Below are 15,215 nucleotides of genomic sequence, written 5' to 3' on the forward strand. Positions count from 1 at the left end.
TTGATCAAGCGTAACCTGGCGGCTTACGCCATATCCGGGTGATGAATGAGCTCACCGATAACGGCGGTAGCAAAACTGCCTCGGGGTAGTGCAAACGAGAGTAGCACGGCATCAGATTCCCAAGTGAGCTGGGGCGCCGTTAATCGCATACGCAGTGCTCTATGGGAGCGTTTCACACCGCTTGCTTCCAAACCTTTACACAACTCAGGATGCTGACGGGCTAACTGCGCCTCGTAGCGCCCTGCCTCATCAACGGCGTTTTCACCAATGCCCCAAAGCGCCGCGGTTGGATGCACGTCCAGCTCAGCGGCACGCGTTATCAACGACTCGTCCACCGCGTCGACGCCGAATACGCTTTGGGTGCCGTCAAGCATCACGGTATCGCCTGGGATAGGCTGATGCCAGTTGCCGTCCGCCAAGCGAGCGCTTAGTAGCTCATTAAATAGAAAGCTTCGCGCAGTAGAGAGCAGCATTCCTTGACGGTCGTCACGTTTGCGCCACCCCCGTGCGAGTAGTGCCTCGGCACGCTGTAAATTACGCGCCTCAGGGCCGAACCGCTGGGGGCCAAAATAGTTGGGCGCCCCGAGCTGGCAAAGTGCCTGCCAGCGATTAACGAAATCATCCGCTGTTATCGCGTCGCCACTCAATCGTAACGTAAACGCGTTGGTGCGATGAACGCCACGTTTTAGTTTGCGTGGGTGACGCACGCTTTCAAGCACCGTGATGCCCAATCCGCCCAGTGCTGACACCAGGTCAGCAGGCGCGTCACGCCCCGGCAAGTGAATGCTTAACCATTGGCGCGTCACGGCTATTCGGTCCTTCATGCCTGAATAGCCAATATCTCGCGGGGTCACACCGCATAATCGGCTGACACTTTTCACCACATCCAGCGTGGTCTGATTGCGTTTTTCAATCCGCAGCCAAAGATGCTCACCATGCGATTCGGGCGTGAAGTCCAGCTGCTCATCAACCAAAAAATCCTCAGGTTGGGCCCGATAATGCCCCGGCTTGGGCGGCCCAAACGCAGCATCCAAAGAGCGTGCCCACTGAGGCAGCTTACTCATTCAACGCCTCAGGCCGGCCGAGTAAAACCACCGTTTCAGCAGCAATGCCTTCACCGCGCCCGGCAAACCCTAACCGTTCCGTCGTGGTGGCCTTAACGTTTACCTGGCCCAAGGAAACATTCAAGGTGTCAGCAATGGTTTGACGCATTGTCGCAATATGCGGTGCCATTTTGGGCGCTTGAGCCATCAGGGTCGCGTCCAGGTTTACAATCTCATAACCTTCCGCCCGAACCAGGCTCATCACATGGCGCAGCAGCATACGACTATCAGCGCCTTTCCATTCAGGGTCTGTATCGGGAAAGTGATGGCCAATATCGCCCAGCGCGCAGGCACCTAATAGCGCATCGCTTACCGCATGAAGCAGCACATCGCCATCGGAGTGTGCGACAAAGCCTTGTGAAAACGGCAGTTTAACGCCACCAATCATTAAGTGGTCGCCGGGGCCGAACCGGTGAACATCAAAGCCATGACCAATTCGCATTAAGCCTCCTGAGTAAACGTATCTGATTGTGCTGACAAAATGGCGGCGGCGAGGGCAAGGTCATCCGGATGCGTCACTTTTAAATTATCGCGCCGCCCGCTAACCAGTTGTGGCTGCCTACCCAGCGCCTCGACCGCTGACGCCTCATCGGTCACCATGCGTTTTTGATGCCGGGCACTCTCAAGTGCCTGGCGCAATAGCCCGTAATGAAACCCCTGGGGTGTCAGCGCATGCCAAAGTCCTTCCCGGGGTTCTGTACAGGTACTTTGCTGTTCGGCATTGGCCCGTTTCATGGTATCTGCCACCGGCATCGCCAATAGCGCCCCGCCGGTGTGATGAGTGACCGCCTGATACAGGGCGTGCAGGTCGTCCGTGGTAATACACGGGCGAGCCACATCGTGCACCATCACAATATCGTCATCCTGTGCGGGTATGGCATGTAGCGCGTTGAGTACGCTATCCATGCGCTCGATGCCGCCGGTTACGCGCTGCCAGGCCGCAAAAGGAACCCATTCAGCCTGAAACCACTGATCATCGCTGTCCAGGCAGAGCACTAACGACGCCTTGGGAAACGCCTCGTAAAGCCGTGCCAGAGTGTGCACCAGTATCGGGTGCTCACCTAACATCAGGTACTGTTTGGGTTTATCGGCTCCCATGCGACGCCCTTGCCCAGCGGCAGGCACGATAAGCCAAAGCGTTTTTTTCACAGCCGCTTACCTGACATATTCACTGCTCGTTTACTCACTATGCCGATTACTCATGGTGGCGATTGCTCACGGTCTAGTCGTGGTTGGACCACCAGGCCTGCGTTAATACCTATCAACTCGGTCGTTATGGCGACACCCGGCACCCAGAAAAACTGTTCATCGCTACGCACCATGCCCATATCACTTCGGGCCCGTTCTTCAATAGCGTCCAGCCCGGTTTTAAGATCGGTGACCTCGGCCGCTAAGCGTGCGTTGCGCTCGCGCATGGGCAAGTTGGCCTCTTCCTGCACAGTAACGCGCTGCTCGACTATTTGCAGGTCACGCCAGCCGCCATTACCTAACCAAAGCGTGTACTGGAGCAAACCCAGTACGACAAGTAGCGCTACCACAACCCATTTGTGCATCACCGATCTCCCAAGGCAGTAACGGCGCGCATTATGCCACTATGCAGAACCATCAGCGAGCCGCAGGCACTTTAAAAGGCAGCGCTTGAAAAGCCGCCTCACGATACGCGCTCACTTGAGCGCCCTCCGCCTGGCAAAACTGGGCAACACCCGCCGCCAAGCCGGGATGGTTCATATAGTGCAGCGAACGAACGCGTTGAGGGGCGAAACCGCGTACTAACTTATGCTCACCCTGAGTGCCTGGGTCAAAGCGCGTCAGCCCATTCTGCAAACAGTACTCAATGCCTTGGTAATAGCAGGCTTCAAAATGCAGACAATCGGCCTCCACTTCACTTCCCCAGTAGCGGCCATACAGCGTGTGCTCACCTCGAAAATAGAGCGCCGACGCGACCGGCTGGCCATTCAACTGCGCCTGCACCAGCATCAATGCTTCGGGCATGGTCTGGCGTAACTGTTCAAAAAAGGCATGACTTAAATAGGGCGAGCGACCGCGCTCCAGATACGTCATTGAATAACAGCGATAGAAGTGCGTCATTGTTGCCTGGGTGATGTCCTGGCCCTCCAGGCGCACCACATTTAGCCCTTGTTCGGCCACCAGGCGCCGTTCACGCTTGATCATTTTGCGCCGTTTGGATGTCAGGCTTGCCAGGAAACCATCAAAGTCACCAAATCCTGCGTCCTGCCACTGAAATTGAAGCCCTTCGCGGACGGTTAATTGGGGAAACTGCATCTGCCAGGCCGTCACATCATGTTCATCGGCAAACAATAAATGCCAGCTGGAGAGCGCCCCTTGATGACAAAGCGTTTGCCAGGCTGACGCTAGCAGAGCACGGATAGCCTCAGCATTTAGATGGCCAGCAAGTAACGTGCGCACCCCCGGCACAGGAGTAAACGGGATAGCGCTGAGCGCTTTAGGATAATAGGTGCCACCGGCTCTCTCGAACGCTTCCGCCCATCCCCAATCAAACACATACTCACCGTAAGAGTGATGTTTACGGTACATGGGAAGCGCGCCTACCAGTTGGCCTGCTTGCCAAACGCAAGCATGGCAGGGCTCCCATCCTGTCTCACGACTCACCGAGCCACTCGCCTCCAGCGCATGCAAAAATGCATGGCGCAGAAAAGGCTGATCGTGGCCGACCAAGGCATCCCACTGGCTTGCCTCAATATCTTCCATGGCGGATAGAGTAGAGAGTTCTAACGAGCACGCAGACATGATATCTCCCAAGAGCAAAGCGTTGGCGCCCTGTTATCCAGCCTTACTTTATCATTAACGCAGCGTTACCCTTACTATCGTCTTAACTACCGTATTATCGTCTTAACTACCGTCTTAGCCTTACGGCAAGTGCGTTAACGTAGCGCCAAGCCACTATTGCGCCCAATCACATCCAGGTACGGAAGATAAGGAGCGGTTATGCAGCACGATTTAACAGGTATCTTTAATGCCCAACGACACGCTGTTGATCAAACGCCTTTTCCCACGCTAGGTGTTCGGCGCACACGGTTGGCACGTTTAGCGCAAATGACCAAGCGCCATCAGCATGAGATTGTGCGGGCTATTCAAACGGATTTTGGCCAGCGTAGCGACACAGAAATCCGCTTGGCGGAAATTAGTGCCGTGCTTCAGGCCGTACGCTATGCGCGCCGCCACCTCTGGCACTGGATGCGCCCCTGGCGCGTAGGTATGCCTTGGCGCCTGTTACCGGCAAGGGCACGCATAGCCCCGCAGCCATTGGGTATCATTGGGGTTATTTCCCCCTGGAACTACCCGTGGAGCCTTGCGCTACTGCCCGTTATTGACGCCTTTGCTGCCGGTAATGTGGTCATGCTAAAGCCCAGCGAGCTAACTCCTCACACCAGCGCCTTGCTCGCTCGCCTGGCTTGCCAATATTTTACCCAGGATGAACTCGTCGTCATTCAAGGAGATGCATCGACGGCTCAGGCATTTAGCAAGCTTCCCTTCGATCATCTGGTGTTTACCGGTTCGACCAGCATTGGGCGCCACGTGGCAAGTGCCGCGGCAGCAAACCTTACCCCAGTCACCCTGGAGCTAGGCGGTAAATCTCCCGCGCTGGTGGCGAGTGATGCCGACATGGATAAAGCGGCCACGGCTATTATATTCGGCAAGGGGCTTAACGGTGGACAAACGTGTCTGGCACCCGACTACGTTCTTGTAGAAAGCCGTCATCTTGAGGCCCTGGTTAGCGCACTAAGCCGTGCTATTTTCCAGCAGCGCCCTGATAGCAGAGAGGCGACTAGCCCGATCAATGATGCGCACCGCGCACGCGTAGAGGGCCTGCTGGCAGAAGCCCGTGATCACGGCTGCCGAGTCATTGATCACGGCAACCATGCCCCTGCGCTGGTTATCGACCCCACCCAAACGCTTTCTGTGATGCACGAAGAGATTTTTGGCCGCGCGCTCCCCGTTATCGGTGTTAAAAATATTGAGGCGGCGATTGGGTTTATGAATGCACGTCCGCACGCTCTAGTGGTATATACGTTTACTAATGATAAAACGCTTCAAACGCGGTTACTGCAACATACTCGTTCCGGTGCGCTTGTTTTTAATGAAACATTGCTGCATCACGCAGTCCCCACCTTACCGTTTGGCGGCATCGGTGAAAGTGGCATGGGGGCTTATCATGGGCGCCACGGTTTTGAGCGCTTTAGCCATTTACGTGGTGTGTTTTATCAAACGAAACATGCTACCAGCAGGCTTTTGCAGCCGCCCTACCGGCGCTGGCTTATGAAACTGCTTCGTTTACGTTAAAACTTATTCATTAGGGGCTGTTGACGTTTCATTGCAGAGATATTGGCAGGATAAGAGCAAACCCGCAGAGTAGAGGTTCCGGCACTGATTGCCGAGTTACCTTCTGGCGCGGCGCTAATGGCTGATAAAGGCTATGACAGTGATGCTATGCAGCCCCTAATAAAAACGCCGTTGACCGCCAACTTGCCGTTATGATTACCCAATTAGCCCACGCGGTGGGTTGTGGTATTGTGGCAGAGGGGTTGGGACCGCCGAACAAGCCGCCTATTTACACTCTATCGGTTGCGAAGCAGCGCAAGGGTACTATTATGCTCGACCACTGCCAGCCAATGTGTTTGTTGCCTGGTGTAAAGATTGGACATCACAACCTCCGCCCCACACTGCTTTGGAGCCTGCTTAATGGCGCATGACTTGCTTGACCGCTTACGCGAACGCTTAGAAGAATTAAACCGCTCCGAGCGTAAAGTTGCTAACGTGATTCTAGACGATCCGACAGCCGCTACCAGCTTAAGCATCGCAAGCCTGGCCCAAGCCGCCAGTGTCAGCGAACCGACCGTTAATCGGTTTTGCCGCAACTTTGGCGCCAAGGGGTATCCCGACTTTAAAATCAAACTCGCCCAAAGCCTGGCGGGTGGGACACCTTACGTTACCCGAGCCGTTGAGCCCGGAGATACGGCGACCCAATACACGCAGAAAATTTTTGGCGCCACCATTGCCGCGCTGGATGAAGCCCAGCGTGATATTGATATGACGGCCATTGAACGAATGGTCGACTACCTGACCCAGGCAAAGCAGATTCACTTTTTTGGGTTAGGCGCATCAGGTGCCGTCGCTCAGGATGCTCAACATAAGTTTTTTCGGTTCAATCTACCCGTCATGGCCTACGCCGATGTATTGATGCAGCGCATGGTAGCGGCGTCCTGCCATACGGGCGATGTGGTGGTGATTATTTCCTACACCGGACGAACCCGTGAGCTGGTAGATATCGCCCGTGTAGCCCGCGAAGCTGGCGCCGTTGTGCTGGGCATTACAGCCCCCGCGTCACCGCTTGCCAACGAGTGCAGCGCCACGCTTAACGTGGCAACCCCTGAAGACACCGACCACTACATGCCCATGACGTCAAGGGTGATTCAGCTTACCTTGATTGACGCCCTGGCCACCGGCGTCACACTACGGCGTGGCGAAGACTTCTTACCGCACTTGAAAAAAATCAAGGACAGCCTGCGCGATACCCGCTTTCCGCTGGAATAGCCCAGCCAGCTAGAAAGGCTTTCGTTCTATACGGCGGTGGTCACGGTTATTTCTACTTTTAACTCGTCGGCGGGCATCGGGGCACATACGCAGGTACGCGCTGGCGCGTAGCCTTCGGGCACCCAGGCATCCCACACCTCATTCATGGCGACGACATCGCTGCCATCCTTGAGATAAATCGTGGCGCTTAATAGCTGCTCACGGCTTGAGCCGATCTCTTTTAACAGCGCATCGACACGCGCCAGCATGCTTTCTGTCTGCGCCTTAATATCGCCATGACGCGCCTCAGGCCCCGCGACCTGGCCACATAAATAAGCAATCCCTTGGTGGATAACGGCGCGACTCATGCGGGCCTTGGTATCGTGACGTTCGATAGTCATAGAGCACTCTCCTAAAAATGGGAAAAAAACAGTGTAAACGGCGACTCAGTGACTGACCACGCTTTCCTGTTCAGCGCTCCGTGGGTACCGGCCGATGTTCGAAAACCCGGCGTAACACAAAGCTGGTATGCGCCCCTGTGACACCTTCAATACGGTTAATAACGTGCAGCAGTAAATGCTGATAATCATCCATATCCTGGACTAAAATCTTTAGCTGAAAGTCGGCAGCCTGCCCGGTAATGATCAGACATTCGATCACGTTGGGAATTGTTCGGATGTGGCGTTCAAAGTTCTCAAACCGCTCGGAGGTATGCTGGTCCATGGCAATATGCAGCAGCACCATCAGTTGGTAGCCCAACTGGCGAGCATCTACCTCGGCGCGATACTGCATAATCAAGCCGTGTTCTTCCAGCGCACGCACCCGGCGCAAACAGGGTGATGCCGAAAGGCCAATTCGATCAGCCAATTCCTGGTTACTGATCCGCCCTTCTTGCTGCAGAATAGTCAAAATTTGGCGGTCAAAACGGTCAAGCGTCAATGGTGTCATCGACATAAATAGCAGCCTCTGCTAATAAATTCCAACTTATTAAAATATACTGCCAATTAATGCCATTTTTATTCATTTTTAGCAACAACCTAGCGCTATAAACCCGTTACACTATCCACACTGCCAAAAGCAGTTAACGGTTGCGTGCCATACTCTGCATCATGAGTCTGCACCGATGAGCGTGTTTTAATGCACCAAGGCCTACGCCACAAGCGGCCAATTTCCAAGTCATTAATCCCTTAGGAATCTCACCATGTCTGCTTTCGATCATCGTAAATATCGCCCAGCACCGCGCGTACCTGCATTTAACCGCCAATGGCCTGACCGTGACCTTGATCGTGCGCCGATCTGGGTAAGTGAAGACCTACGTGATGGTAACCAGGCGCTGCTAGAGCCGATGACCGTTGAGCAGAAAAAGCGCTTCTGGCACCAGATCGTCAAGGTGGGCATTAAAGAAGTCATGGTGGGGTTTCCTTCCGCCAGCCAACCCGACTTTGATTTTGTGCGCTGGTTAATTGAAGAAGATCAGATTCCTGAGGATGTCACCATCGCGGTGCTGGTGCAGTGCCGCGAGCATTTGATTGAAAAAACCTTTGAGTCGTTAGTGGGTGCCAAGCGCGCTATTATCCACCTGTATAACTCGACCTCGACCATTCAGCGCGAGCGCGTGTTTGAGATGGACCGCGACGGTATTACTGATATTGCCGTTCAGGGCGCCACCTGGGTCAAACAGTATGCCGAGCGCTATCCAGACGTTACCTGGCGTTTCGAGTACACCCCAGAAAGTTTTTCCAGCACCGAAATCGATTTCTCGCTGGCGATTTGTGAAGCGGTTATGGACGTTTGGCAGCCAACGCCTGAGAACAAGTGCATTCTCAACCTGCCGACGACCGTCGAAGTAGCTGGCCCTCACCACCACGCCGACCAGATCGAATACTTCTGCCAGCACATCAGTCGTCGCGATAGCGTGATTATCTCGGTGCATACCCACAATGACCGAGGCGGGGCGGTAGCCTCTGCGGAACTTGCCTTGCTTGCCGGTGCCGACCGTGTGGAAGGCACGCTGCTGGGTAATGGCGAGCGTACCGGCAACATGGACATCGTCACGCTGGCCATGAACCTCTACAGCCAAGGGATTGATCCTAACCTTGATCTTTCCAACCCGGATGAAATCATTCAGGTCGTTCACGAGTGCACCGGCATTGCCATGCACCCGCGCCACCCTTGGGTGGGTGAAATGGTGTACACCGCCTTCTCTGGTAGCCATCAGGATGCGATTCGTAAATCCCTCAAGCACCAGAAGCCCGACGAACCGTGGCAAGTGGCTTACCTGCCGATTGATCCCCACGACATTGGCCGCGACTACCAGGCCGTGATTCGAGTCAACAGCCAGTCCGGCAAGGGCGGCATGGCCTTTTTGCTTGAGCGCGACTATGGCATAAATCTGCCTCGCTGGATGATGCTGGCCTTGGCCCCCTATGTGCAGAAAGAGAGCGAAGAGCGCGCCAGCGAACTCTCAAGCGAGATGATCCGCCAAGTGATGCTCGATAACTTCACCCAGGAAGCGCCACTGTCGCTGGCGGACTATCAGCTTTCCAAGGGCCAGCATGAAGGACTTGAAGTGACCTTATGGCAAGGTAGCGAAACCCTGCGCCTGTCCGGTTCCGGCAACGGTGCCATGTCGGCCTTTACCGATGCCTGGCAGAAGCACTCCGGTGTTAACGTGACGATTATCGACTACAGTGAGCACTCGCTGGGCGGTGGTAGCGAAGCCAACGCCATTGCCTTTGTACAGTTGAGCGTTGATGGCCAGCGCATTTGCGCCGTTGCCGAAGATAGCGACACGGTCAGCGCTTCTTTGAAAGCTCTGATCTCGGGCATCAACCGCGTCTCCACTACAAACGCGGGAGCAGCGCTAAACCACCAGGGCAGCATCCTGTCGGCCTAACGGTCTATAAGTAATATACCCATGCCTTGCGTGACGACCCACGCAAGGCATTTTTCTGCGCCTTGAAAACGCATGTTAGAATTGGCCGCTTATCAGAGACCCCTTTTGTTAGCCGGTGGAGAAAACATGGGTCCGGGCATCGCAAGCATACTGCTTATCGCACTGGGCGGCGCACTCGGGGGAATGGTCAGGTTTGCTCTTTCCAACCTGATAGCGCGCTGGCTGGGCAAGGCGTTTCCCTGGGGCACGCTCGTCGTTAACGCGACCGGCGCGCTGGCCGCAGGCTGGCTACTGGGCAGCCAAGGCCTGCCTGACACACCAACGGCGTTCTGGCTGTTTAGCGTAACTGGCCTACTCGGCGGCTATACCACGGTCTCATCGTTTAGCCTGCAAACTCTTGAACTTTGGCAAGGCGGTCAATCGGGTCGTGCAGCACTCAACGTGGGCGGCACACTGGTGCTGGGCATTGGTATGGCAGCGTTGGGCTGGGCGCTGGCAGGGTACCGCGTATGAGGACTTGGAAATGCTACCTTGCCGTCGGGATTGGTAGCGGCCTGGGCAGCGCACTGCGCTACGCCGTATCGCTGGTCTCCCAAGCTGCCTTGGGTAGCTATTTCCCGTGGGGCACGCTGATCGTCAACGTACTGGGGTCAGGTTTGATCGGCTGGATAGCCGCCACCGCGCTACGTGCACCCCATGGCAAACTGACCTACTGGCACCCGCTGCTCGTGGCAGGTTTTTGCGGCGGCTTTACGACCTTTTCACTGTTTAGCCTGGAAACGCTGCATTTCATTAACCATGGGCAAGGCTGGCTGGGAATTTCATACGTGCTGGTAAGCCTGCCGCTATGGCTATTGGCCGCCATGGCAGGCGAGCGCATGGCGCTTCGCCGCCAATAGCCACTCAAGAAAAACCACTCCGAGAAAACCAATGCGCGAGCAGATAGAAAAACACCAGTGCTGGATTTACCTGGTCTGCATTGGCCTAGGGCTGGCCTTGGGGGTTGTGTCACCGGCGCTGGCCGATGTGCTGGAGCAGTTATTATGGCCGCTGTTAGGCCTTCTGATGTACACCACCTTTAGCCAGATCCCTTTGCTTAGCGTGGTTCGCGGCCTTACCGATGGCCGCTTTATGGCGGCGCTGCTAGTGGGCAACTTTATCGCCATTCCAGCCTTTCTGGGGTTGGTGGTCGCTTGGCTGCCGCTCTCGCCCGCGGTATTGGTCGGCGTATTGCTGGTACTGCTGGTGCCCTGCACCGACTGGTTTATCAGTTTTACCCACTTGGGCAAGGGTGATGCGCCCCGCGCTATTGCAGCCGCTCCGCTACTGTTATTGGTGCAGATGGTCGCTCTACCTATTTATCTCTGGCTCTTTCTGGGATCAGAGTGGTTTCATCTGGCACTCTCCACCTCACTAATCGTTGCTTTTGCGGGCCTTATCCTGCTTCCTCTAGCGCTTGCCGGGCTAACGGAATTTGCGGCTACTCGGCATAGGCGCATCAAGCGCGCCATCTATCATCTGGGCATACTGCCCGTGCCATTACTTGCCTTCGTGGTCTTTATTATTGCAGCGTCACAGGTCAATCACCTGGGCGGGCTGTATCATGTAATGGCTCAGGTCGTGTTTATCTTCATGGGTTTTCTGGTGTTTGCGGGCTGGCTGGGTCGTGCGCTGGGCCGGTTGTTCCGCTTGCCAAACGCCAGCACCCGCACGCTGGCTTTTAGCTTTGGCACACGCAACTCGTTTGTCATGCTGCCCATCGCCCTGGCTCTGCCTGGCGCATGGCAACCCGCAGTCGTAGTGATTATTTTTCAGTCACTGGTAGAGCTTTTTGGAATGATCTTCTATCTACGCTGGGTGCCCGGTAAATTGCTGCCTGACCGTGAGCGAGGCAGCTAGCTAACCCTCGCGTATCCTCCCGCTACACCCTGTTTGCTGAATACCAGTTGCCACAGCTGAATCTCACGTGCTCTAAAGGCTCCCGCACAACTCAACAGGTAGTAGCGCCACATACGATAAAACGTTGGATTAAACTGACCTTTAAACTGGGGCCAATTGGCTTCGCTATTGTGATACCAGGCCATCAGCGTTTTATCGTAGTCAGCTCCAAAGTTATGTATATCTTCCACCACAAAAAGCGTTTCAACCGCATCGGTAATATGGCTTAAGGTAGGCAACTCGCCATTCGGAAAAATGTATTTATCGATCCATGGATCGGACACGGTCGTACCAAGATTTTTGCCAATCGTATGAAGCAAGAAAAGACCTTCATCCTTTAGGCAGCGACTGACCACTTCCATATAGGCGCGATAGTTTTTACGGCCCACATGTTCGAACATGCCAATACTAACAATACGATCAAATCTTTCAGTTTCATCGCGGTAATCCTGTAAACGGAACTCTACCGGCAAGCCTTTTTTGATCAATCGTTTACCAAAATCCGCCTGCTCTTTGGAGATGGTCAGGCCGACACACTCAACGCCATAATGCTCGGCCGCATAAGCCATAAAGCTCCCCCACCCACAGCCGATATCAAGTACGCGCATACCCGGTGCTAACTGCAGCTTTCGGCAGATTAAGTCCAGCTTCGCCTCTTGTGCTTCATCTAGTGTGCACGCGTCTTTCCAATAACCGCAGGTATACGTCATACGCTGGTCAAGCATGGCCGCATAAAACTCATTGCCAAGATCGTAGTGTTTCTCGCCTACTTCCCAAGCCCGCTTTACGCTTTGTCGGTTTAACAACCGAGTACGCAACGCGTGATAAATCAATTGCGTGGGCTTAATACGTTGATGCAATTGCGCGCGCAGCAAGCGGGTAAAAAACACGTCCAACTGTTCGCAGTCCCAGTGCCCCTGCATATAGCTTTCACCTAAGCCCAGATTGCCACGCGCTAGTGCATTTTCGATCACACCAGGCGCTTTAAGCTGCATATCCCAAGGGCGATCGCCGTTGAACTGTATATCAGCCTGGGCCATTAGGCTGGCTGCAAAGCGATGAGAGGAAGAGGTGGGATTAAACGGCTGTGATGTTCGTTCAAGCGTGGGTAGATTCACGTCAGGCTCCTTACGCTACTCAAGAGATGAATAGTTCAAGACACTCTTAAATAAACATAGAAGCTCATTTCAGCATTTGCAGATTTTAATTTTTCCCTTTGTCATTGTTAAAAAGCCGCTCTGCTAACCCGTAGCAAAGCGGCTTATCATAGAGAAAAGAAGGAGACTTAGCGCAAAATAAGAACGGGGATACGGCTGCTACGCAGCATCGCAGTCGTCGTACTGCCAACCAACAAGTGGCGGATGCGCGAGTGCCCGTAAGCGCCCATGACCAAGAGGTCAATCGCGTGCTCTTGCTCGTAGGTTTGCAGCGCATCATCTACGTTGCCGTTGCGGATAGCGCCTTCTGCCTTGTGGCCTGCTTCACGCAGGATACCTAGCGCCCAACCAAGCTCCAGGCGATTCTCTGCATTGTCCGTATCCACCAGTAGTACATGGCACTCGCTGCCTGCAAACAGTGGCGAACGGGCCAGCATTTCCACGCCTTTGCGAGCCGTTTTGCTGCCATCATACGCAATCAATACTTTTTCAGGCTGCTTGAACGTAGCGGGCACCATCAAAATAGGGCGATGCATTTCACGCACCACCCGCTCAAGGTTGGAGCCAAGATGCTCGCTGGCTTGATGAGCCGTCTCGCCGCGCTTACCCATCACCAGCAGGCGCATTTCATTTTCAAGCCCGACCAGTGTTTCCACCAAAGTACCGTTCAGTTGGCGAGTAACTGCGTCGCTAACGCCCTCTTCAACGGCGCGCGCCCGGGCTGCTTCCAGCATCAACCTGCCCTGTTCGCGGTTGACCTTGGCACGCTTCTCATCAAGGCCCAGCAGCTCCTCCAGCAAGCGCTCGCGGGCGCCAAAAAACAGCTGGCCCGAAAGATCCGGCTCGCCTGACACTTCTGAATGGTTATCGGCCACATGCACAAAGGTTAACGGCGCGCCCAGCGCAAGGCTTGCCCAGGCAGCGTAATCGCAAACGGCTTGTGAAAACCGGGAACCATCAATTGCGGCAACTACATGTTCCGGCATGCTGCTCTCCTTTATTAGATGCTTAGTGGCCATCCATCAGTTTTTCGACCGCCTTTTGATCGTTGTGCATCGCGTAGCGGTCAACCACCGTGGCGCTGGCTTCGCTCATCCCAACCAACGTGACGTCAGTGCCTTCACGGCGGAACTTGATAACGACCCGATCAAGTGCCTGTACAGCGGTAACATCCCAGAAGTGCGCGTTGGATACATTGATCGTCACCTTGTCTAGGCTCTCCTTGAAATCAAACGCCGCCATAAAACGCTCGGAAGAGGCGAAGAAGACCTGCCCAACGACCTGATACTCACGCTCTCGGCCCGTCTCTATCTCAGTAGAGCCGATGTACATGATATTGCCAACCTTATTGGCAAAAAACAGCGCTGCCAGCAGCACGCCAACAAAAACCCCGATCGCCAGGTTATGGGTACTTACGGTCACAGCGACCGTCGCCAACATGACAATATTGGTGCTGAGAGGATGCTTTTTAAGATCCCGAATCGACGCCCAGCTAAAGGTGCCTATCGACACCATAATCATGACGGCTACCAGCGCGGCCATGGGAATTTGTGAGACCCAATCGGCTAGAAAAACGACCAACAACAGCAGTACAACGCCCGCAATCAATGTTGATAGCCGCGTACGGCCACCGGATTTAATATTGATCACCGACTGACCAATCATGGCACAACCCGCCATACCGCCCAGTAACCCGGCACCAATATTGGCAATGCCTTGGCCTTTGCACTCGCGGTTTTTATCACTCGACGTGTCGGTCAAATCGTCCACAATGGTCGCTGTCATCATCGATTCCAGTAGACCCACCACACACAGCATCAAGGCGTAAGGCAGAATAATCATCAAGGTTTCAAGGTTAAGCGGGACATTCGGCCACAGGAAAATCGGCAGCGTATCAGGCAGCTCGCCCATATCACCCACCGTGCGAATATCCATGCCGCTCACCATATACACAATGGTTAACACCACGATGCACACCAGCGGCGAGGGTAGCGTTTTACCGATCACCGGCAGATAAGGGAATAAATAGATAATGCCTAAACCGGCCAGGGTCATGACATACACATGCCAAGTGACATTGGTTAACTCAGGTAACTGGGCCATAAAGATCAAAATGGCTAGCGCATTCACAAAGCCAGTAACGACCGAGCGGGACACAAAGCGCATTAGCTCAGCCAGTTTTAAATATCCTGCAATGATCTGAAACACCCCGGTTAAAAGCGTTGCTGCCAGCAAGTACTCAAGGCCATGCTCGCGCACCAGCGTGACCATCAATAGCGCCATGGCACCAGTGGCCGCTGAGATCATCCCCGGCCGCCCACCGGTAAAGGCGATAATCACCGCAATACAGAACGAGGCATAAAGACCTACTTTCGGGTCGACGCCTGCGATAATGGAGAACGCGATCGCTTCGGGAATCAGCGCCAGCGCGACGACCAGGCCCGAAAGGGTGTCGCCTTTAATATTGGAAAACCACTCATGCTTGCTGAAAAGTGCCATTCAGGGAGTCCATCGTTATTGATTAAACAAGACGCGCTAACTCCGCCCCACAGGGCCAGATGTCACGTC

General features: G+C 54.5%; 16 protein-coding genes. 6 read left to right on the forward strand and 10 right to left on the reverse strand.

Annotated elements, in window-relative coordinates; all coding sequences use genetic code 11:
* Window positions 1-23: 23 nt before the first annotated feature.
* Genes truD through ACT3RU_RS11435 form a run of 5 tightly spaced genes read right to left on the reverse strand, consistent with a single transcriptional unit; the run spans window position 24 to window position 3,872 of the window.
* The gene (gene truD / locus ACT3RU_RS11415) at window positions 24-1,064 is read right to left on the reverse strand and encodes a tRNA pseudouridine(13) synthase TruD (protein WP_192527407.1); all 1,041 of its coding nucleotides are present in this window, start codon (window positions 1,062-1,064) and stop codon (window positions 24-26) included.
* Complete coding sequence (gene ispF, locus ACT3RU_RS11420; protein WP_192527406.1) at window positions 1,057-1,545, reverse strand: 2-C-methyl-D-erythritol 2,4-cyclodiphosphate synthase; 489 nt, start codon at window positions 1,543-1,545, stop codon at window positions 1,057-1,059. Before ispF ends, truD begins: the two co-directional genes overlap by 8 nt.
* Window positions 1,545-2,252: a 2-C-methyl-D-erythritol 4-phosphate cytidylyltransferase gene (ispD, locus tag ACT3RU_RS11425; RefSeq protein WP_192527405.1), complete on the reverse strand. Its 708-nt coding sequence runs from the start codon at window positions 2,250-2,252 to the stop codon at window positions 1,545-1,547. The genes ispF and ispD overlap by 1 nt, the downstream gene beginning before the upstream one ends.
* Window positions 2,253-2,302: 50 nt before the next feature.
* The gene (gene ftsB / locus ACT3RU_RS11430; RefSeq protein WP_192527404.1) at window positions 2,303-2,656 is read right to left on the reverse strand and encodes a cell division protein FtsB; all 354 of its coding nucleotides are present in this window, start codon (window positions 2,654-2,656) and stop codon (window positions 2,303-2,305) included.
* A 52-nt stretch (window positions 2,657-2,708) separates the two neighbouring features.
* Window positions 2,709-3,872, reverse strand: a complete 1,164-nt coding sequence (locus ACT3RU_RS11435; RefSeq protein WP_192527403.1) for a GNAT family N-acetyltransferase — start codon at window positions 3,870-3,872, stop codon at window positions 2,709-2,711.
* Window positions 3,873-4,070: 198 nt separating this feature from the next.
* On the opposite strand from ACT3RU_RS11435, the gene ACT3RU_RS11440 reads away from it, so the two are divergent.
* The gene (locus ACT3RU_RS11440) at window positions 4,071-5,426 is read left to right on the forward strand and encodes an aldehyde dehydrogenase family protein (protein WP_192527402.1); all 1,356 of its coding nucleotides are present in this window, start codon (window positions 4,071-4,073) and stop codon (window positions 5,424-5,426) included.
* 399 nt (window positions 5,427-5,825) lie between these two features.
* Window positions 5,826-6,677, forward strand: a complete 852-nt coding sequence (locus ACT3RU_RS11445; protein ID WP_087112013.1) for a MurR/RpiR family transcriptional regulator — start codon at window positions 5,826-5,828, stop codon at window positions 6,675-6,677.
* Window positions 6,678-6,703: 26 nt separating this feature from the next.
* Here ACT3RU_RS11445 and ACT3RU_RS11450 read toward each other — a convergent pair whose 3' ends face one another.
* A complete protein-coding gene (locus tag ACT3RU_RS11450; RefSeq protein WP_087112011.1) occupies window positions 6,704-7,057 on the reverse strand; it encodes a RidA family protein in 354 nt (117 codons plus the stop codon).
* Window positions 7,058-7,127: 70 nt separating this feature from the next.
* Entirely contained in the window at window positions 7,128-7,610 is a 483-nt protein-coding gene (locus ACT3RU_RS11455; protein ID WP_087112009.1) for an Lrp/AsnC family transcriptional regulator, read from the reverse strand.
* A 247-nt stretch (window positions 7,611-7,857) separates the two neighbouring features.
* On the opposite strand from ACT3RU_RS11455, the gene ACT3RU_RS11460 reads away from it, so the two are divergent.
* The 4 genes from ACT3RU_RS11460 (at window position 7,858) to ACT3RU_RS11475 (ending at window position 11,451) form a co-directional block, all read left to right on the forward strand.
* Complete coding sequence (locus ACT3RU_RS11460) at window positions 7,858-9,552, forward strand: 2-isopropylmalate synthase (RefSeq protein ID WP_192527401.1); 1,695 nt, start codon at window positions 7,858-7,860, stop codon at window positions 9,550-9,552.
* A gap of 126 nt (window positions 9,553-9,678) precedes the next feature.
* Window positions 9,679-10,065, forward strand: coding sequence for a fluoride efflux transporter CrcB (gene crcB, locus ACT3RU_RS11465; protein WP_192527400.1), 387 nt, complete (start codon window positions 9,679-9,681; stop codon window positions 10,063-10,065).
* Complete coding sequence (locus ACT3RU_RS11470; RefSeq protein ID WP_192527399.1) at window positions 10,062-10,451, forward strand: fluoride efflux transporter FluC; 390 nt, start codon at window positions 10,062-10,064, stop codon at window positions 10,449-10,451. Before crcB ends, ACT3RU_RS11470 begins: the two co-directional genes overlap by 4 nt.
* Window positions 10,452-10,482: 31 nt before the next feature.
* A complete protein-coding gene (locus ACT3RU_RS11475) occupies window positions 10,483-11,451 on the forward strand; it encodes an arsenic resistance protein (protein WP_192527398.1) in 969 nt (322 codons plus the stop codon).
* Here ACT3RU_RS11475 and cfa read toward each other — a convergent pair.
* From cfa to ACT3RU_RS11490, 3 genes are all read right to left on the reverse strand, one after another.
* Window positions 11,448-12,608 (reverse strand): cyclopropane fatty acyl phospholipid synthase, encoded by a 1,161-nt coding sequence (gene cfa, locus ACT3RU_RS11480; protein ID WP_192527397.1) that lies wholly within the window; start codon window positions 12,606-12,608, stop codon window positions 11,448-11,450. The two genes, ACT3RU_RS11475 and cfa, sit on opposite strands and share 4 nt — an antisense overlap.
* A gap of 167 nt (window positions 12,609-12,775) precedes the next feature.
* Window positions 12,776-13,633, reverse strand: coding sequence for a universal stress protein (locus ACT3RU_RS11485; protein WP_192527396.1), 858 nt, complete (start codon window positions 13,631-13,633; stop codon window positions 12,776-12,778).
* Between the two features lie 22 nt (window positions 13,634-13,655).
* Window positions 13,656-15,146, reverse strand: a complete 1,491-nt coding sequence (locus tag ACT3RU_RS11490) for a SulP family inorganic anion transporter (RefSeq protein WP_192527395.1) — start codon at window positions 15,144-15,146, stop codon at window positions 13,656-13,658.
* Window positions 15,147-15,215 lie beyond the last annotated feature (69 nt).

The organism is Halomonas sp. TP35 (assembly GCF_052375975.1).
GTDB lineage: Bacteria > Pseudomonadota > Gammaproteobacteria > Pseudomonadales > Halomonadaceae > Vreelandella > Vreelandella citrativorans.

Bases quoted from the DNA above. Each gene is read 5' to 3' on its own strand.
- ACT3RU_RS11470 (WP_192527399.1), top strand. From the start codon at position 10,062: ATGAGGACTTGGAAATGCTACCTTGCCGTCGGGATTGGTAGCGGCCTG.
- ACT3RU_RS11490 (WP_192527395.1), bottom strand. From the start codon at position 15,146: ATGGCACTTTTCAGCAAGCATGAGTGGTTTTCCAATATTAAAGGCGAC.
- truD (WP_192527407.1), bottom strand. From the start codon at position 1,064: ATGAGTAAGCTGCCTCAGTGGGCACGCTCTTTGGATGCTGCGTTTGGG.
- ACT3RU_RS11485 (WP_192527396.1), bottom strand. From the start codon at position 13,633: ATGCCGGAACATGTAGTTGCCGCAATTGATGGTTCCCGGTTTTCACAA.
- ACT3RU_RS11450 (WP_087112011.1), bottom strand. From the start codon at position 7,057: ATGACTATCGAACGTCACGATACCAAGGCCCGCATGAGTCGCGCCGTT.
- ACT3RU_RS11445 (WP_087112013.1), top strand. From the start codon at position 5,826: ATGGCGCATGACTTGCTTGACCGCTTACGCGAACGCTTAGAAGAATTA.
- ACT3RU_RS11475 (WP_192527398.1), top strand. From the start codon at position 10,483: ATGCGCGAGCAGATAGAAAAACACCAGTGCTGGATTTACCTGGTCTGC.
- ACT3RU_RS11460 (WP_192527401.1), top strand. From the start codon at position 7,858: ATGTCTGCTTTCGATCATCGTAAATATCGCCCAGCACCGCGCGTACCT.
- ACT3RU_RS11435 (WP_192527403.1), bottom strand. From the start codon at position 3,872: ATGTCTGCGTGCTCGTTAGAACTCTCTACTCTATCCGCCATGGAAGAT.
- ftsB (WP_192527404.1), bottom strand. From the start codon at position 2,656: ATGCACAAATGGGTTGTGGTAGCGCTACTTGTCGTACTGGGTTTGCTC.
- ACT3RU_RS11440 (WP_192527402.1), top strand. From the start codon at position 4,071: ATGCAGCACGATTTAACAGGTATCTTTAATGCCCAACGACACGCTGTT.
- crcB (WP_192527400.1), top strand. From the start codon at position 9,679: ATGGGTCCGGGCATCGCAAGCATACTGCTTATCGCACTGGGCGGCGCA.
- ispF (WP_192527406.1), bottom strand. From the start codon at position 1,545: ATGCGAATTGGTCATGGCTTTGATGTTCACCGGTTCGGCCCCGGCGAC.
- ACT3RU_RS11455 (WP_087112009.1), bottom strand. From the start codon at position 7,610: ATGTCGATGACACCATTGACGCTTGACCGTTTTGACCGCCAAATTTTG.